This window comes from Simkania negevensis Z, from assembly GCF_000237205.1.
GTDB lineage: Bacteria > Chlamydiota > Chlamydiia > Chlamydiales > Simkaniaceae > Simkania > Simkania negevensis.
In genome coordinates this window covers 854,231-871,400 of record NC_015713.1, presented here as the reverse complement: position 1 = coordinate 871,400, position 17,170 = coordinate 854,231, and the positions used below count along the sequence as shown (strand labels likewise).

Annotated in this window: 18 protein-coding genes; 8 read left to right on the top strand and 10 right to left on the bottom strand. The window is 41.1% G+C overall.

The genetic code is table 11. The features are described from left to right. Positions 1-30 precede the first annotated feature (30 nt). Together SNE_RS04620 and acpS are read left to right on the top strand one after the other, a co-directional pair. Positions 31-1,152 (top strand): PIN/TRAM domain-containing protein, encoded by a 1,122-nt coding sequence (locus SNE_RS04620; RefSeq protein WP_148258948.1) that lies wholly within the window; start codon positions 31-33, stop codon positions 1,150-1,152. After that, complete coding sequence (gene acpS / locus SNE_RS04615; protein WP_013943184.1) at positions 1,149-1,514, top strand: holo-ACP synthase; 366 nt, start codon at positions 1,149-1,151, stop codon at positions 1,512-1,514. Before SNE_RS04620 ends, acpS begins: the two co-directional genes overlap by 4 nt. A 238-nt stretch (positions 1,515-1,752) precedes the next feature. Here acpS and SNE_RS04605 read toward each other — a convergent pair whose 3' ends face one another. The 5 genes from SNE_RS04605 to trxB all read right to left on the bottom strand — a co-directional run bounded on the left by SNE_RS04605 (position 1,753) and on the right by trxB (position 5,740). Next, positions 1,753-2,331 carry a hypothetical protein gene (locus SNE_RS04605; protein ID WP_013943182.1) on the bottom strand — a complete coding sequence of 193 codons (579 nt, stop codon included), beginning with the start codon at positions 2,329-2,331 and terminating at the stop codon, positions 1,753-1,755. A gap of 186 nt (positions 2,332-2,517) precedes the next feature. After that, positions 2,518-3,558 carry an NAD(P)-binding domain-containing protein gene (locus SNE_RS04600; RefSeq protein WP_013943181.1) on the bottom strand — a complete coding sequence of 347 codons (1,041 nt, stop codon included), beginning with the start codon at positions 3,556-3,558 and terminating at the stop codon, positions 2,518-2,520. 54 nt (positions 3,559-3,612) lie between these two features. Further along, positions 3,613-3,972, bottom strand: a complete 360-nt coding sequence (locus SNE_RS04595; protein ID WP_041418791.1) for a cupin domain-containing protein — start codon at positions 3,970-3,972, stop codon at positions 3,613-3,615. A 12-nt stretch (positions 3,973-3,984) separates the two neighbouring features. Beyond that, positions 3,985-4,794 (bottom strand): hypothetical protein, encoded by an 810-nt coding sequence (locus SNE_RS04590; protein ID WP_013943179.1) that lies wholly within the window; start codon positions 4,792-4,794, stop codon positions 3,985-3,987. Then, a complete protein-coding gene (trxB, locus tag SNE_RS04585) occupies positions 4,787-5,740 on the bottom strand; it encodes a thioredoxin-disulfide reductase (protein WP_013943178.1) in 954 nt (317 codons plus the stop codon). Before trxB ends, SNE_RS04590 begins: the two co-directional genes overlap by 8 nt. A gap of 206 nt (positions 5,741-5,946) precedes the next feature. On the opposite strand from trxB, the gene SNE_RS04580 reads away from it, so the two are divergent. From SNE_RS04580 to SNE_RS04565, 4 genes are read left to right on the top strand one after another with little or no spacing between them, the layout of a single operon-like run. Next, the gene (locus SNE_RS04580; protein WP_013943177.1) at positions 5,947-7,038 is read left to right on the top strand and encodes an ABC transporter ATP-binding protein; all 1,092 of its coding nucleotides are present in this window, start codon (positions 5,947-5,949) and stop codon (positions 7,036-7,038) included. A gap of 9 nt (positions 7,039-7,047) precedes the next feature. Further along, positions 7,048-7,935: an ABC transporter permease gene (locus tag SNE_RS04575; protein ID WP_013943176.1), complete on the top strand. Its 888-nt coding sequence runs from the start codon at positions 7,048-7,050 to the stop codon at positions 7,933-7,935. Further along, on the top strand, positions 7,932-8,714 hold the full coding sequence (locus tag SNE_RS04570) for an ABC transporter permease (RefSeq protein WP_041418790.1): 783 nt from the start codon (positions 7,932-7,934) through the stop codon (positions 8,712-8,714). The genes SNE_RS04575 and SNE_RS04570 overlap by 4 nt, the downstream gene beginning before the upstream one ends. A gap of 1 nt (position 8,715) precedes the next feature. Then, entirely contained in the window at positions 8,716-9,792 is a 1,077-nt protein-coding gene (locus SNE_RS04565) for an extracellular solute-binding protein (protein WP_013943174.1), read from the top strand. Positions 9,793-9,956: 164 nt separating this feature from the next. On the opposite strand, the gene SNE_RS04560 is transcribed toward SNE_RS04565, so the two are convergent. After that, positions 9,957-11,135, bottom strand: a complete 1,179-nt coding sequence (locus SNE_RS04560) for an acyl-CoA desaturase (protein WP_013943172.1) — start codon at positions 11,133-11,135, stop codon at positions 9,957-9,959. Between the two features lie 231 nt (positions 11,136-11,366). Between SNE_RS04560 and SNE_RS04555 the strand changes: the two genes are divergently transcribed. Beyond that, positions 11,367-12,611, top strand: a complete 1,245-nt coding sequence (locus SNE_RS04555; RefSeq protein WP_013943171.1) for an MFS transporter — start codon at positions 11,367-11,369, stop codon at positions 12,609-12,611. After that, on the top strand, positions 12,608-13,846 hold the full coding sequence (locus SNE_RS04550) for an MFS transporter (RefSeq protein ID WP_013943170.1): 1,239 nt from the start codon (positions 12,608-12,610) through the stop codon (positions 13,844-13,846). Before SNE_RS04555 ends, SNE_RS04550 begins: the two co-directional genes overlap by 4 nt. A gap of 154 nt (positions 13,847-14,000) precedes the next feature. On the opposite strand, the gene acpP is transcribed toward SNE_RS04550, so the two are convergent. The 4 genes from acpP to SNE_RS04530 are packed head-to-tail and all read right to left on the bottom strand — an operon-like array spanning position 14,001 to position 17,010. Continuing rightward, positions 14,001-14,234 (bottom strand): acyl carrier protein, encoded by a 234-nt coding sequence (gene acpP, locus SNE_RS04545; RefSeq protein ID WP_013943169.1) that lies wholly within the window; start codon positions 14,232-14,234, stop codon positions 14,001-14,003. Between the two features lie 49 nt (positions 14,235-14,283). Then, entirely contained in the window at positions 14,284-15,042 is a 759-nt protein-coding gene (gene fabG / locus SNE_RS04540; protein ID WP_013943168.1) for a 3-oxoacyl-ACP reductase FabG, read from the bottom strand. A 14-nt stretch (positions 15,043-15,056) separates the two neighbouring features. Beyond that, positions 15,057-16,010, bottom strand: a complete 954-nt coding sequence (gene fabD, locus SNE_RS04535) for an ACP S-malonyltransferase (protein WP_013943167.1) — start codon at positions 16,008-16,010, stop codon at positions 15,057-15,059. Between the two features lie 4 nt (positions 16,011-16,014). Next, positions 16,015-17,010 carry a beta-ketoacyl-ACP synthase III gene (locus tag SNE_RS04530; RefSeq protein ID WP_013943166.1) on the bottom strand — a complete coding sequence of 332 codons (996 nt, stop codon included), beginning with the start codon at positions 17,008-17,010 and terminating at the stop codon, positions 16,015-16,017. Positions 17,011-17,170: the final 160 nt, after the last annotated feature.

Here is a 17,170-nt window from a genome sequence, read left to right as displayed (position 1 = left end):
ACTAATAGTAAAAATCTTGGAGTATTGTCTATGAATATATCGCTAGCGTTTGTACGCATATTCTTCACGATCATTTCCATCTTTTTCATGACAACTTACATGTTGTCACGCCCTGAAGGGCTCATGGCTACAAATGCCCTCATCGGGATTTTAATCGGATTCGTTTTCAGCCTTTTACTTATCGGATTCGACAGCCTGTTTAGAAAGTTCAACTTGCGTTCATTTAACATTGCTGTCGTTGGACTTTTCATTGGTTACTTGATGGGACAAGCCCTTGTTCTCATCTTTGATGCCATTCTCGATCTCAGCTCAATCTCACTTGTGTTGACACCACAAGCTCTCGAAATCATTAAAATCGCCCTCTTCTTGTTTGGGACATATTTGGGATCGATCATGACTCTCAGAGCTTCAGACGAACTTTATATCAGCATCCCCTTCGTTAAGTTTGCTCCAACAGCTCAAAAAAAGCGCGATCTTTTGATCGATGCTTCTGTACTCGGCGACGCCCGTATCATCGACGTTTGCTCAACTGGAATTGTCGACCAGCATCTCGTCATCCCAAGATTCATCATTAAAGAGCTCTATGCTCAAACCGAAACAGGTGATGACAACACCAAAGCAAAAGCACGTCGCTGCCTTGAAGTGATCAAAAAGATGGAACAACTAATCCACCTTGGACTTCGCTTCAACGACACCGATTTTCCTGAAGTTAAAGATACGACAAGTAAATTCATTCGTTTAGCACGCCTCATTGACGCAAACATTTTGACAGCCGATATCAGTCGTGTCCAAATGGCTTCCATCGAAGGTGTTCAAATCATCAACTTGCACTCTCTTTCAAATGCGCTTAAGCCTCTCATGGAAACAGGCGAACTCATCAAAATCAAAGTCCAGCGCTACGGAAAAGAACCTCGTCAAGGTGTGGGCTATCTCGACGATGGAACGATGGTCGTCATCAATGGTGGCGGAAATTTCATTGGCGAAGTCATCGATGCCCAAGTGTTATCTGTTAAACATACCTCTTCTGGCCGGATGATTTTCTGTAATGCTCTTGAAGAAGGGCTCGAAGAACAGCACCGTACCATTCGAGAAAAGCAAAAAGAGTATTACGACGATGAAGATATGCTAGATGATGATGATGAGGATCAATGACCAAAGGACTCGGTAGCGATATCATCGAAATTGAGCGTATCCGCCAAACAATTAACCGTCATGGCTCTCATTTTTTCAAAAAAGTCTTTACAGAGCAGGAAATTGATTATTGTTTAAAACATCAAGACCCTGCTCTTTCTTTTGCTGGGCGTTTTTCAGCTAAAGAAGCCATTGCCAAAGCTCTCGGAACCGGCTTTGGAAAACACGTTTCATTTAGTGATATTTCAATTGAAAATGATGAAAATGGACGCCCCTACCCCATCTTTTCTGATCGCTTTAATGAGTTTTTTGACTCTCCGCAAATTCTCATTTCGATTAGTCATTGCAAGTTATGCGCCATGGCTGTTGCTATCTGGATCTAAGTTACTCTATTGCGATACTCAAGAACCTGCTGGGTTTCCTTCACTCATTATCAGCCTATTAACCTGAACTCTGGGTTTATTTTGCTTAATCTCAGGAAAGAAAGTTCTCTTAAATTCTCGGTATTTTTGCCGATGGGAAGGGCCAAACGGTCCTTTTCGAGGCAAAAAGGCTGAGAAGAAAGAGAAAAATCCCTGAGAATGAGTGAAAGAAACCCAGAGTTCAGATTATTAGAGTCTCTTACCATGTTCTTTTGTAAGACGAATACGCATCAAATATAAGCTGAAAATAACTAGGTCTGGTTTTTAATAGATCACTAAATAGCTCTTGTGAATTCTCATAATTAGAATGATAACTCCCACATAAAACCGTATCAACCGAAGAGAGCAAAGATTCTTCAAAAGAGCAACAATACTTTGATTGGCCAAATATAATTCCTAGAACTGCTTGACCTATTTTATCCATAGATTTCAAAAGCATGACCGAATCTTTAGCAAAGCCATCTATCGATAAACTGTCCGATATTGGAGCATGGGTTTTCCAAGAATATGCAGTGGCAATTAAAGCAGTAGGAGCTTTGAGAATGATTTTTCCAGCTTGAGCCAAAGCTTCACCCGTATATAGGATAGATCTGAGGACACATGAAGCACGCCCTAAGGTGTGCCTTTCAAGTCTATTTGATTTTTCAGAATCTAAACTTGCTGGAATGTGTATAATACTTTTATTCTCAGTGGGTTTAGGAGAGAAAGCTCTATGTGCTCCAATAATAATAAAATCTTCAAAACTACTTGAGAAACTGCCAATAGATTCGTTTGGCATGATGATATCTCCCCTTTTTATCCATACTTATATCTATTATACAATATAATTAATGTTTATTTCAATAGTAATAAATAAACACAAACAACTTATTTATAAATACTTAACAGAATGTCAAGAAAAGTAATGAATGATAAAGATACTCGTTTGCCCTTTTCGAGTTCCTAATTAGACCTTTTCTTCCTTTCAATCCCCCAACCCATACCGGGTCCAAAGAGGTAAAACCTTATCTAAATAGAGCATGAATTTCCAGAGCCCTACATTGTATTCTACATTACCATAGCAATCTTCGACACGTTGCGGAAACCCAATGCCAAGACCAAAAAGACCTGGAGCAATAATACCATTGTACTCGTTATGTGTAAGCGGTCCCATTTGATGCACTTTAGGAAGCGCCCGCCTTTCAAAACCTATGGTATAAACAACAGATTGGCACTGAGCGAGGATTTTATGAAACTCTGGATCCGATGACTGGACTCGTTCCAAATTTTCTGGGAGTTTTCCTAGAATATGGCGTCTAGCCCACTCAGCGGATTGCCCTTTTAATCCAGTGTTATCAAAAAGGATCCAATCCTCAAAAAAAACAGCAAATTTCAAAGGAGATTGGTAAAAATTGATCACCTTTTTTGCAGAAGCTGAGAGAAGATTTTGCAACACAATCATCGCTGAGTGTGATGCACCAAATACTGCAACAGTTTCTCCCTCCAAATTAGGAAGTTTACTTTTATCAAGTGCCTGTTCAAGAGGAATTTCCTTCAAGTTTGGAAAATCAAGTTTTTTTGGTTGTGCCCCTAAAGCTAAGATAACCGATTTAGCAGAAAAATTTTTTTGATGCCCCTTCAGATGCCATAATTGGTTTTCTTGTTCTAAAAAGTGTATCTCCGACTTAAACGTCGTAACAGTCTCGCACAAATGATCTGTAACCCACTGAAGCGGATCTGCAATATATCGGAGCAAACAAGTTTTTTCAGGAGCCAGCTTCTCGATCTCAAAAGGAGGGGCTTTATCATAGTTAAAGGCTTTGCATGTTTTAAGGAATTGCCAAAAGAGTTTGACTGACGTATTACTCGAAACCTCACGCCATTTACTACCTAGATCTCCCACTTTAAAGGCTGGGTCGACCCAGATAATATTTTCCGGTTTCACACCTCTATCCATTAATTTTCCAACAGCTGCAATCCCTGCAGGACCTGCGCCAACAACTGCCCACTCAAATGTTTTAACCATTTCTACTTTCTCCAAATAACCCTTTCATTTCTAAGCTTTACAAAATCATGGAAATTAAATCCATTCAAGCTTTTGGACTGACTGTTCAGAAATGATATTTCCGGTATTGAGAACTTCTTTTGGCTCGAAAAGGAGCACATAAGCTTCTTCAGGAGCGTATGGCATGTGATCCACTCCCTTTGGGACAATAAACATGTCTCCTTCATTTAAGATGACTTCTTCATCTTTTAATTTGATGTGTAATTGCCCCTTTACGACGAGAAAAAATTCATCCTCGTTTTCGTGCCGATGCCAAACAAACTCTCCTTTTGCTTTGAATAGTTTGACATAAGAGTCGTTGACTTCACCAATAATCTTGGGAGTCCAATGAGCATCAAATAATTTGAACTTTCCCAGCAGATTGATTTTTTTCACTTTAACCCTCATTTAAAAAATTGAGAATGGAAGCATGTATTCAACTTTGAGAATACTCGCTTGCTTGGGAAAGGCGCGAGCATACACTCGATAGGAATACTGAATACCAAGTGATCCCCAAATCTCGAAAAGATAGTGATAACTCGCTCCAATATCAATAGACTGGTGCATGATTTTGGCATACCCATTCAAATGACGAATATCGACTTCGTGCCGCGTGCCAAATCCAAAATATCCTTCAGAATTAAACTCAAATTTGTGATGGCGGCGAAACTTAAACGCTGCAGAAAGAAGGGGTCTCAAGTAAGGATAGCCTCGGTTTCCTGTCCCCACCCCGATAAACCCATAAAAACGGTATTGCCAATCGTAAACCTTTGCAATCTCTTTGCCAACGGCAATTCCAAGCTCTAGATTTCCTTGCGCATGATAAGGAGAACTCGGGTCACGCATATTTCGAGTTGGAACATAAAACACTTGCATGCCAGCTGTTAAACTCACAGGAGCTCCTGCAACATCATCCATGAGGAGATAGCGTAATTGAAGACCTAATCGCTGCGTTCCCCAAGAAAGTTTTCGAGTCGAAGAAAAGTCAGTTTCGATTTGAAAATCCCAATTTGGCAAAAAGTTCACTCCCAAATTCAAATCGATGAGATGATCATGGGAAGAGTAATGAGAAGGATTTATCGCCCGATCCACATCGGGATAGTAACGGTAGGAATAAGAGGGACGCAATCTGAATTCAGCAATTGGTGTGAACCAAGGATCGATCTCAAATGCAAGGAGTGTCACAGGAAATAAAAAGAGAAGAAATTTTTTAAACATTTATCCCTTTTGCAACTAAAAAACGCTCAGCATCAAGTGCTGCCATACAACCCGATCCCGCAGCTGAAATCGCCTGGCGGTAGACTTTGTCTTGAACATCACCTGCTGCAAAAACACCTTCCACATTCGTGAGGGTTGTCGACGGTTTTACGAGAAGGTAGCCATGACTATCTGTTTCAAGTTGCCCTTTTAAAAAAGTGGTGTTGGGCTGATGCCCAATCGCAAAAAACAATCCAGCAGCCTCTCTTTTAGTTTCTTCTTTTGTATTCACATTTTGCAATGTAACCGACTCGACGACATTCCCTCCTTCGACTTTTTTGACAACATGGTTCCAAATGATTTCGATTTTCGGGTGTTCCAGCGCATGTTTTGCCATAATTTTAGAAGCACGGAGTTTATCACGACGATGGACAATGTAAACTCTCTTCCCATATTTCGTTAAAAAGATTGCTTCTTCTACAGCTGTGTCCCCACCACCAATAACATAAAGTTCTTTCTGTCGAAAAATCGGCATTGCCCCATCACAAACAGCGCAAGCCGTAACTCCTTTTTGCCAAAACTCATGATCACCCGTCCCAGGAATATCTAGACGTTTAGCTGTAGCTCCCGTGGCAATAATCAAAGCCTCTGCTTGAACCACAGTTTTGCTTCCCTTCACCAAAAAAGGGCGTGTGGTCAGGTCCACCTCTTTGACGTCTTCTGTGAGGATCTCTGTTCCAAAACGGAGCGCTTGCTTCTTACATGCGTCCATCAAGTCCGGACCAGAAATGCCTTCGGGAAATCCAGGAAAATTCTCCACTTCTGTCGTTGTCATTAACTGCCCTCCCGCAGGACCACTAAAAAATCCTTCAAATAAGAGAGGTGAAAGTTCTGCCCTAGATGCATAGATTGCTGCTGTATAACCAGCTGGGCCTGAACCGATGATAACAACTTTCCGTTTTTCCATATCATTCCTTTGTGATTTGAACTGGGTTGAGTATTTCATTTTTTAGAAAAAAAAGATTTAAAACAAGACCTTAAGCCATTTCTCAAGAAAATGAAACTTATTATTAAAAATAATTTTTAATATATTTCAGAACGAAAACGATTGCTCTTTTTTTTAAAAATCCGTTATAATGTTTCTACTATTTTTCGTTTGGCGGGGATAAAAAAATGAGAAGTATCCGTCTCAAAGATGTGACCAAATCGCGAAGTGAAGGGCTAATCCTAAACAATGTCAATCTTACCATTCCATCAGGTGAGTTTTTTGCTTTGCTTGGCCCAAGTGGGTGCGGAAAGACCACATTGCTCCGACTGATTGCAGGATTCGAGCAACTTGATGGTGGAGCTATCTACTTAGGAAATAACGATATCACGAAACTCCCTGTTAATAAGCGTAGTGTCAATATCGTCTTCCAAAACTACGCTTTATTTCCCCATCTCAATGTTTTCAATAACGTTGCCTATAGCTTGCTCATCCAAAAAAGACCAAAAGATGAAATCGAAGCTCGTGTTCTCAAAATTCTCAATGCTTTTCACCTAGAAAACCACATCTTCAAATTTCCAAACCAGCTTTCTGGTGGACAGCAGCAACGGGTTGCTTTAGCTCGTGCGATCATTAACGAACCAGATGTTTTACTTTTAGACGAACCTCTAGCAGCTCTCGATTTTAACCTACGCGAAAAAATGCTCATCGAATTGATCGATCTTCAAGATAAACTCGAAACAACTTTTATTTACGTCACCCATGACCAGTTCGAAGCCCTCACAGTTGCCGACCACATGGCTATTATGAATCATAAGGGAGAAATTGAACAAATTGGAACCCCTAAAGAGATTTACGAGTTTCCAGTTTCGAGTTTTGTCGCTAAATTTGTTGGAACGACCAATTTATTCACCGGAACACTCCATCATCTCAATCAAGATCCCGAAATTCAAATTCCCCACCTCGGGCGCTTTAAGGTCTACATTCCACAAAAAAAGCCGTGGATGACAGAAGGATGTGAAGCTTCTATGAGCATGCGTCCAGAAAAAGTCTTTATTTCGAAGAAACCGATGACAAACTTTTCAGACTCTCTTAAAGGGGTGGTTTCGCAAATAGTCTACTATGGACGGTCGACTCAGTACAACGTCGTTGTCAACAATCAGTTTAAAATCCAAGTTTTCGAGCAAAACGAAGAACATTTCCCCCAAGAAGATATCGACTATGACGATGAAGTTTATCTCTATTGGCAAAAAGAAAATATTCTCTTGCTAGAGAATTAGGAGGCTTCGATGTATGCACTATTCCATAAAATTCAAAAAACATCTAAAACTCAAAGCCCTTTTGCCATAGGATCTCCCGCCCTCATTTGGCAATTCATCTTTTTTTACCTCCCTCTGTTCCTAATGATGGTGACAAGTATTTTGCAAATCTCAGATGAAGGCGCTATAGAAGGTCTTACCACACAAAATTTTCGTCCTCTATTTTCTAAAGCCCACTTTAGCGTGGTTTTCGGTTCCCTCTCCCTAGCTTTTGCCACCGCTTTTTTGTGTCTTCTTGTCGCGTTTCCTATAGCCCACTTTATTGCATTTCGGGGAAAACGGTATAAAACGTTGCTCCTTTTCTTTTTGATCGTTCCTTTTTGGACAAACTTCCTACTCCACGTCTATGCTTGGTTTTTTGTTCTCGAACGGGAGGGTTTCCTCAATAACCTCCTCCTTTCCTTAAATCTCATCCAGTCGCCGATCCACTTTCTCAACTCTCCGTTTGCGGTGATCCTGATGATGGTTTACTGTTACCTCCCTTTTATGGTTCTTCCGATCTTTTCTTCTCTCGAACGCTTTGATAAATACTTACTAGAAGTTTCAGATGATCTAGGAGCCTCCTGGAGACAAACTTTTTTCAAAGTCATGCTTCCCTTGACTCTCCCTGCAGTCCGCGCTGGATTTTTCCTCGTTTTTATTCCTTCTTTTGGAGAGTTCATCATTCCGGAACTCATGGGAGGCGATAAACAGTATTTCGTTGGAAATGTCATCTCACAATATGTTTTAGGAAATGAAACAGAAGGGTTGGGAGCAGCTTTTATGGTCATCAGTTGTCTCTCCCTCTTAGCAGCCACTGTGGGCATCTATTTCTTTTTTAAACAGGTTTCTAAATGGCTCATGAGGGGGATGAAATGACCAAAAAATTTTGGATGTCATTTAGCTCCGTTTCGATGGCCTTGTTTGCCTACCTCTTTCTCTACGTCCCTATTCTGATTTTGATCATTTTCTCTTTTAACTCTAAAAGCTTTCCCTCTCCTTGGGACCACTTCACCCTCAATTGGTACCGCGAGCTCTTTAGTACCAAAGAAATTTGGACTTCTTTTACCAACTCTTTGATCGTCGCAACCTTTTCAACATTGCTGAGTCTCAGCATGGGAGTATTTTTGATTTTTTTCCGCGCAACAGGTGGTGAAATTCGAAAAGCTATCCCCTTGTTTTATGGAAATTTGATCATTCCAGAGACCATGCTGGCATTAAGTCTTCTCAGCTACTTCACCTTTTTTAAAATTGAACTCGGGATGACCACACTTGTAGTCGCGCATACCGTTTTAGGACTCGGCTTTGTGATTCCTATTCTTTACACACGCTATCTCCAACTTGACCGAAAGCTCAATGAAGCATCTCAAGTCCTTGGAGCCACCTCACGTCAAACATTTTTTAAAATCACCTTGCCATTGCTGCGTCCCACACTTATAGCGACAGGACTTCTGATCTTCATTCTTTCGTTCGACGACTTCATCTTGTCTTATTTTTGTGCGGGAACATCTGTGCAGACCTTATCCCTCTATCTCCTCCAGATGCTCCGTTCAGGGATCTCCCCTATCGTCAATGCACTTTCTGGGATTCTCCTCTTTTTGAGTAGTATCTTGGTCATGTTTTTCTTCTCACCGAAAATTCGAAGTAGGATTTTGTAAGATGAAACGGTCAACACTATACATCCGCCTCACTATTCTCACTTGTTGGATTGCCCTGATTTTCGGTGCTTTGTGGATGACCACGATTCACATCTCACCCAAAACAGACGAAAATACCCTGAATGTTTACGGATGGCCCGAAATGTTCTTGCCTGAAGTGATTGATGAATTTGAAAAAGAAACAGGGATAAAAGTCCGGCTACACTACTACACGACAAATGAAGAGATGCTTGTTACGATGAAAGCCACCGAAGGTCAAGGCTATGACCTGATCCTCCCTTCCGATTATGCCGTTAGCATGCTCATTAAAGAAGGTCTCATAAAACCTCTTGATCATAGCCAGCTCAATTTTTTAGACACTCTCAACCCTATCTTGCTCAAACATGACTATGACCCCGAAAATCGGTATGCCATCCCCTATCAATGGGAGGTATTTGGATTTGGAATTGATAGTGATTACTTTCAAGATAAAAACTTAGATCCGAGCTGGAATACTATCTTCGATCCAGAAGATCCAGAGCTCAAACTAGCCATGGTCAATGACCCGATTGAAGCTGTCAATTTTGCAGCTTACTACTTAAATGGAGCAGCTCCTCATCTCGACGAAAAGAAAACTCGGAAAGTACGGGACCTTCTTGAAAAGCAAAAAAGCTGGGTTGAAGCCTATGCAGGACTTCGAGCCGACTATCTCCTTGCGACTAAAAACTGCCATGTTGCCCTTTGCACAAGCTCATACATCTTTCGTTCTTCTACTCAATATCCTCATGTGAAATTCACAGCTCCTAAAGAATGGACTTTCATTTCGATTGAAAATATGAGCATCCCCAAAGCTTCAACAAAAGATGCCCAAGTCTATGAGTTTCTTAATTTCATCTACAAAGCAGAAAATCTCGGAAGAGACACCAATACTTTTTTCAGATTCCCCGCTACGACAAACACTACACCTTTCTTAGAAGTTCCTTCAGAATTTTTAATATTCCTCGAGAACAGCCACCTTTTTGAAGGAAAACTCTACTTCATCCGTCACCTGATCCCTGAAAAAGAAATTCGAAAGATCTGGGTTGATGTCAAGTCTTAGAACTCAAAGTTTTGGGTTTCTTTTATTCATTCTCAGCGATTTTTCTCATTCCTTCCCACCTTTTTGCCTCGAAAAAGGCCATACGGCCTTTCCCATTGCCAAAAATGCTGAGAATTGAAGAGAACTCTATCCTGATACTAAACAAAATAGACTCAAAACTCAGGTTAGAAACCTACTTTCTCGTGAACAGCCATCTTTTGAAACGATAGCTCTATCTCATGCGCAACACCATCATCAACGTCAAATCGTAAGATCTTTTTAGAAAGCTTCTTCCAAGACTTCAAATCACTTCTTAAACTTTTCCTAAGCGATTTGATTTTCAGATACAAAGACTTGAGTTGACTTTTGTCTTCTCGACTTTGTTTGAACAGATTATACTCATTTGTCAATTGGCGCATCGTCGCAATCTTATCAATAAGTGTTTGAGAAAAACCTTCTAATCTATCAAAAAGTCGTTGCTTTTGACCAAACCAGGATTGTTTGATTTCGTTTTTTCGCTCAATCACCATCCGCTCTTTGATCTGAAAACTATTGACTCTTCTGAGCCCTGTGGCCAATTTAAATCGACTCAGAGTCCAAATAATCCATTTCGTCGGATCAAAATGGTACCACTTGATTCCATTGCGATAATCATTCGCATAAGTGTGGTGGTAATTGTGATAGCCTTCACCAAAAGTCAACAATGAAATACAGTAATTATCTACTGCAGAATGCTCTTGACTAAACGACTGAGAACCCCAAGTATGTGCGAGAGAATTGATAAACCATGTAAAGTGGTGCAGGAAGAAAAGTCTCACACCCCAAGTCAATACAAGTGCACCCAAATAGTCATTGAAGATATAACCTATCAAAAGGGTCACAAGAGTATTCGTAACAATCATGAGGAGAACATAGAATCGATGCTGAAACATGACGAGTTTGTTGCGACAAAGATCTGCAACAATTTTTTCATCAATTGGAGGAAGTTTCTGAAAAAGCCATAAGATATGTGCATATAAGAACCCTTTCTTGATTGAATAGGGGTCTTTATCAGTATCCACATATGCATGGTGGTTCCGATGATCATGAGCCCATTTTAAAGCACTTCCTTGAGTTGCCATGCTTGCAAAAAATAAAATGATCGCTTCAATAACTTTATTCGTTTTATAGGTTGGATGAGCATAGAGTCGATGGTATCCAACTGTGATTCCTAACCCAGTTAAATAGAGCAAAACTGCCGAAACTACATAAAGCCCTACTGGTGGAGACTGGTAGATAAAATAAAATGGTAGCCCAATGAGCAATGCTAAATGGTATCCAACGATGAAAAGCGTGACACCCCATTCGATTTCAGATATTTTCAATTGACACCTCGGATTTGTTTTTCTTCATCATAAACGCTTATTTAGAATAAAACCACGAAAAAACAATAAATATAAGTTGCTTGAAATTAGCAATTTATATTAAATTATTTTTTATATATCTTGCAACCATTCGCCCCATCCTTGATGCAGGTCTTGCGTAATGACGCTTGATATTAAATCCCAAAAAACGAAATAAACATTAGTAGGATTTACTCTTTTTGGATTGCTCACATGACCGACGAGAAAAAAAAGAGAGCGTCCCTTCTCGCTCTTTTTTTTGTCTATTTTTTGGACTACTTCGGATACGCCTTAGTCTTTGGAATTTTCGGACCACTCATCCTCAAGCCTGAGTTCGAAATGTTTTCTGCAGCAACTTCGACTCACGCACGCCATATCGCGCTTGGCATTCTCTTCGCAATGTTTCCTTTATCCCAATTTATTGGAGGACCGATTTTTGGAGACTTGGCAGATCGGCATGGACGTAAAAAAACCCTCTACCTGTCAATGATTGCATGCACTCTGGGATACTTTTTGTCAGGGCTAGCGATCTTAATGCACCACTTCAAACTCTTACTATTAAGCCGGGCTATCACCGGCTTTTTTTCTGGGAACCGCAGTATCTGCCTTGCAGCCATTGCCGACCTTTCTCCTGGAGAAAAAAATCGCTCCCAAAATTATGGGATCATTGGAACCTTAGGCGGCCTCAGTTGGATTGTTTCGATGCTTGTTGGAGGATACTTTTCTGATTCGAAAAACTCGATCTACTTCAATCCGGCCCTCCCATTTTGGATCACAACCCTACTGTCAGTTATTAGTTGTCTCATCATCATGAAGTTCTTTTCAGAAACACACATCCATCGTGAAATATTCACACTTGATCCCTTCAAAGGAATGCGAAACATTGTCAACTGTTTTCGGATCAAAGGACTCGGAATTTTGTATGCCTTTTATTTTTTTCTGATGATGGGGTGGGGGATCAATCTTCTTTGGCTGAACCCCTATGCTTTAGAACGATTTGAAATCTCTCAAACCCAAGTCATGTGGCTACTTGTCGGCACTGGCGTCGTCTGGTCCATTGGAAGTGCCGGCATCAATCAAATACTCCTTAAAAGAATGTCAAGTGAAGATATCAGCCGCATCGGCCTCTACGGCTTATTTGTGGTCTTTATCGTTTGCGGGCTTTCTTCGAATTACTTTACTTTTGCTATTTTTGCAATGCTTGCATCGGCCTTCGGAGCTCTAGCTTGGACAAATTCTCTAAGTATCATTTCACTCTGCAGTACCGAAGATGCTCAAGGAAAAGTCATGGGGCTCTCCCAATCTGTTGGTTCGATTAGCATGCTGCTCGCTCCACTCATTGCAGGAATTGTCGCTGCATTTAAGATTCAATTTGTCTATCCCATTGCAGCTCTTCTCATTTTTATCGCAACGCTGGTTCTGTCAATTGTACGCATAAAACAAAAGGCTGAGGCATGAAAAAGTCTTCTCTTTTTCCCGTTTTTTTTGTTCTTTTTCTCGATAATTTTGGCTTTGCGGTGATTCTCGCAACTTTTGGCCCTCTCTTCAACGAACCAGGTTACGGCATGATATCCGCTTTGACAAGTCATACGACGAGTAACATCATGCTAGCTGTAGCACTTGCAGTTTTTTCCTTTGGACAATTCTTTGGATCCCCCTTTTTAGGAGACATTGCCGATCGTTTTGGGCGTAAAAAAGCCTTCTACATCACAATCACCATTGCAACAATTGGGTACATACTTTCAGGTATCAGTATTTTCATGCACAGCTATTTTTTCCTGATCTTTAGTCGCTTCCTCACAGGTTTTTTTGCAGGAAATCTCAGTATCTGCCTTGCGTCAATTGCTGATATGTCCCCTGACGAGTCATCTCGTGCGAAAAATTTTTCCTTCATTGTGATTGTGACAGGAATCAGTTGGATGGTTGCGATGCTCATGGGAGGATATCTCTCAGACCCCAATATTTCATCCCATTTCAACCCCGCACTCCCTTTCTTTATCACTGCAGTATTTTCAGGACTCAGCCTACTTGCCATTGCCTATATGTTTAAAGAAACCCATCCCTCAGAAGAGAAGTTTAAGCTCCATTTACTTCAAGGGTTTCACAACATCATTAATACTTTGCATCACAAAGAATTGCGCGTTTTATACCTCGTTTACTTTCTCTGGATTTTTGGCTGGGGCCTCACGTTTCAATGGTTTAGCCCTTATTCCATTCAGGTGTTCAAAGCCACAATTCTCGATATCACCTGGGGACAATTTCTTTTTGGAACAACATGGATGATCGGGGGATATTTCATCAATAACCTCCTAGTAAAAAAGTTCCACGCTCGCCCTATCGTGATAGTCGGAACCGGAATCACATCCCTACTCCTCTTAGCAATGGCTCTCTCTCCTAACTTTTATTGGTTCTCTGGCTTCATGACTGTTGCTTGCTTTCCTGCTGCCTTCTCATGGCCAAATACACTCAACCTCATTTCAATGAGCGCATCAGAAGATATTCAGGGAAAAATCATGGGAATCAGCCAATCATCGATGTCTGTTGGCTTTATTTTGGCAACCCTCTTTGGAGGGGTTCTTGGAGCTATTGAAATCAAAGGGATCTACTTTTTAGCAGCTATCCTACTTTTTGCTTCATGGCTCGTTCTTTCGATGCGCCATCTTCACCTTAAAAAACAAAGCCACTCCAAGTAAGGAGTGGCTTAATTGCTTTTTTTGACCAGAACTCAGGACTTTTTTCGTTCTTCCCATCCTTTTTGCTTCGAAAAGGACCATTTGTCCCTTCCCTTCAGCAAAAATACTGAATAAACCCAGAGTTCAGGTTTTTAAGCGTTAACCGACGGGTTGCTTATTTTTTTTTTGACTCGATGTAGCTTACCACATCGCCTACAGTTTTGAGCTTCTCTGCATCTTCTTCGGAGATTTCGAAGCCGAACTTTTCCTCAAACGTCATAATCAATTCAGTCAGGTCGAGGGAGTCTGCATTCAAGTCCTCGACAAAAGATTTCTCGAGAGTCACGTCTTGCGCATCTACACCAAGTTGTTCGACGACAACATCGATCACTTCTTCTTTTAACGACATATGTCCTTATTCCTTGTTTCAAATGTGTTAATGATTTCATTTTAATCCTTTAGGCGATCATTCCACCGTCTACGGTCAACACTTGTCCCGTAATATAGCTGGCCATATCACTTGCTAAAAACACTGCAGCATCAGCCACTTCCTTTGGATCTCCTAAACGACCCATAGGGACACGTGATAAAATGCTTTGTTTCTGCTCGTCTGTTAGTTTATCTGTCATAGGGGTCTTGAAAAATCCAGGAGCAATGCAGTTCACACAGATATTGCGTGGTCCGAGCTCTTTTGCCAACGACCCTGTTAAACCAACTATTCCAAGCTTGGAAGCAGCATAATTAACTTGTCCTGGGTTTCCTGTCAACCCAATGACAGATGCGACATTGATGATTTTCCCTTTGCGCGCTTTCATCATCGGCTTCACAAAAGCATGACACAAGTTGTAAACCGACTTCAAGTTGGTATCAATCACATGATCCCAATCTTCTTCAGCCATTCTCATGAGAAGTTTATCGCGGGTGACACCAGCGCAATTCACCAAAATATCAACTGAGCCCCAAGATTCAAGCAAACGCTCTACGGCAGAATTGACTTGCTGTTTATTCGAAACATCAACGGTTTCAAACCAAACTTTTTGATCAGATGATGCCCGCTCTTCTTGAATTTGCTCAGCAACATCTTTTGCTTTTTGGAGATTCGTTCCGAAGATTGCAACATGAGCACCTTGCTTTGCAAAAGACAATGCAATTTGCTTTCCCAGTCCTGATGTCCCACCTGTAATAAGAGCCGTTTTCCCTTTGAGTAATGTCATCATCTATCTCCTAAACTTTAGACGAGAGCGAGGTCTAATGCTTTGGCGACCTCTTCTAAATCTTCTACTTTTTCCACGCTAAGAGTCGAGCCTTTGACTCCAATTTTACGGTTCATTCCATTTAACGACTTTCCACATCCAATTTCGATGTAAAGGTCAATTCCCTCTTCATCCATTTTGCGTACACCTTTCTCCCAAAGAACAGGAGAAACAACTTGATCAATCAAAAACTGTCTAATTTCAGCTGCACTATGGACAAAATCGCCAGGGACATTCAACACAACGTCGATTTTGCTATCATGAATAGGAACCATTGCAAGCTTTTTTTCAAGCTCTTGTTTCGCTTCTTCCATTAAACCACTATGAAAAGCTCCTGACACATCAAGGGAAAGAACCCGTTTAGCCCCTTTCAGCTTTAACTTTTCTCCAGCAAGTTTGACACCTTCACGCGTTCCAGAAATCACAACTTGACCTGGGCAATTAAGATTTGCTACCCAAACAGGATGTTCTGCGTGGACTTCTGCAACGATTTCCTCAACAAGCTTCAAAGGCATGTTCAAACAAACAGCCATAGTCCCAGGGTGGCGCACCGACGCTTGATGCATGTAAAGTCCTCGCGCTTGGACAAGGTCGATCCCATCTGTAAACATGAGCCTTTCAGCTCCAGTCAATGCTGAGTACTCACCAAGGCTAAGACCTGCGCAAACTGCTGGCTTAATTCCTTCAAATTGCTGTTGAAGAACTCTCCAAATCGCAACGCTAACCACGTAAATGGCAATTTGACTATTTTTCGTCAGAGTGAGGTCAGTTGCTGGTCCTTCAAAAATCAATCGAGATAAAGGACGTCCGAGCTTTTCGTCAGCTTCTTCAAAAGTTTCTTTCGCAACAGCAAAACGGTCAAAGAACTCTTTGCCCATTCCAACATATTGGGATCCCTGACCCGGGAATAAAAATGCTAACTTCTTTTCCATATGTCTATTTTCCTACTTCACAAGTGATCGCTGCCGCTCCCCAAGTCAGTCCGGCTCCAAATGCAAATAAAACAATATGCTCACCCCGTTTGACATCTTTTTCTCTTATAAGTTCGTCAAAAGCAATACCAACTGACGATGCAGAGGTATTTCCATACTTATGAATTGTTAAAAAGACTCGCTCTTTGGGCACTTCAAACCGTTTGGCTAGCGATTCAATAATTCGAATATTGGCCTGATGGGGAACAAGCCAACTGATTCCCTGCTGCTCTAAACCTGTTTTTTCCAAACAAGTTTTCACAGCGCTTTCCATGCGGCGCACGGCATGTTTAAAAACTTCTTTCCCTTCCATTTGGAGATAATGAAGACCTTGACTTACCGTTTCTTGGGTAGAAGGGCATTTCGACCCTCCAGCAGGAAGCTTGATCAGCTCTGATTGTTCACCGTCTGCTCCAAGTGTCACACTTTCAATTGTAAATCCTTCTTTTGCATCTTTCACAACGCAAGCAGAAGCTCCATCCCCAAAGAGAACGCAAGTATTTCGGTCGGTATAGTCAACAATCGAAGAGAGCTTATCAGCTGCAACAACTAAGATCGTCTTATACATCCCTGTTTCAACATAAGCTTTCGCCATGGAAAGGACATAAATAAACCCCGTGCAAGCCGCTTGAACATCTAGTGCCGCTGCATGGGTGGCTCCTAAACGGCCTTGAAGGATACATGCTGTACTTGGAAAAAAATAATCAGGAGTATGTGTGGCAAATAAGATCAGATCAATTTCTTTGGGATCGATTTTTGAAGCTTCCACTGCCTTAAGGGCAGCTTCGTACCCCATATCCGAAGTGGACTCGTCTTTTCGGGCAATCCGCCTTTCTTTCATCCCTGTGCGAGTGGTGATCCATTCGTCTGATGTGTCTACCATCTTCTCTAGATCCTGATTTGAAAGAACTTTTTCAGGCAAATAGGAGCCTAATCCGACAATCTTAGCTTTGCAACCCATTTAGAGCTATACCTCTATAGAAATCATTCAGTCTTCGACTTCCGATAAATAATTATTATTTTGAGTATTTTAGCCAAGAAAACATTAAAAACGAAGCTTTTTTATCTCGCCTCGTAGCCTATGACAAGTAAAACATTTAGTTACATTCAAGAATAGATTG

Excerpts from the sequence above, each read along its gene's own strand:
- SNE_RS04555 (WP_013943171.1), top strand. The coding sequence starts at position 11,367 with ATGACCGACGAGAAAAAAAAGAGAGCGTCCCTTCTCGCTCTTTTTTTT.
- SNE_RS04590 (WP_013943179.1), bottom strand. The coding sequence starts at position 4,794 with ATGTTTAAAAAATTTCTTCTCTTTTTATTTCCTGTGACACTCCTTGCA.
- SNE_RS04575 (WP_013943176.1), top strand. The coding sequence starts at position 7,048 with ATGTATGCACTATTCCATAAAATTCAAAAAACATCTAAAACTCAAAGC.
- acpS (WP_013943184.1), top strand. The coding sequence starts at position 1,149 with ATGACCAAAGGACTCGGTAGCGATATCATCGAAATTGAGCGTATCCGC.
- SNE_RS04570 (WP_041418790.1), top strand. The coding sequence starts at position 7,932 with ATGACCAAAAAATTTTGGATGTCATTTAGCTCCGTTTCGATGGCCTTG.
- SNE_RS04550 (WP_013943170.1), top strand. The coding sequence starts at position 12,608 with ATGAAAAAGTCTTCTCTTTTTCCCGTTTTTTTTGTTCTTTTTCTCGAT.
- fabG (WP_013943168.1), bottom strand. The coding sequence starts at position 15,042 with ATGATGACATTACTCAAAGGGAAAACGGCTCTTATTACAGGTGGGACA.
- SNE_RS04600 (WP_013943181.1), bottom strand. The coding sequence starts at position 3,558 with ATGGTTAAAACATTTGAGTGGGCAGTTGTTGGCGCAGGTCCTGCAGGG.
- SNE_RS04565 (WP_013943174.1), top strand. The coding sequence starts at position 8,716 with ATGAAACGGTCAACACTATACATCCGCCTCACTATTCTCACTTGTTGG.
- SNE_RS04530 (WP_013943166.1), bottom strand. The coding sequence starts at position 17,010 with ATGGGTTGCAAAGCTAAGATTGTCGGATTAGGCTCCTATTTGCCTGAA.
- SNE_RS04620 (WP_148258948.1), top strand. The coding sequence starts at position 31 with ATGAATATATCGCTAGCGTTTGTACGCATATTCTTCACGATCATTTCC.
- SNE_RS04605 (WP_013943182.1), bottom strand. The coding sequence starts at position 2,331 with ATGCCAAACGAATCTATTGGCAGTTTCTCAAGTAGTTTTGAAGATTTT.
- SNE_RS04580 (WP_013943177.1), top strand. The coding sequence starts at position 5,947 with ATGAGAAGTATCCGTCTCAAAGATGTGACCAAATCGCGAAGTGAAGGG.
- acpP (WP_013943169.1), bottom strand. The coding sequence starts at position 14,234 with ATGTCGTTAAAAGAAGAAGTGATCGATGTTGTCGTCGAACAACTTGGT.
- fabD (WP_013943167.1), bottom strand. The coding sequence starts at position 16,010 with ATGGAAAAGAAGTTAGCATTTTTATTCCCGGGTCAGGGATCCCAATAT.
- trxB (WP_013943178.1), bottom strand. The coding sequence starts at position 5,740 with ATGGAAAAACGGAAAGTTGTTATCATCGGTTCAGGCCCAGCTGGTTAT.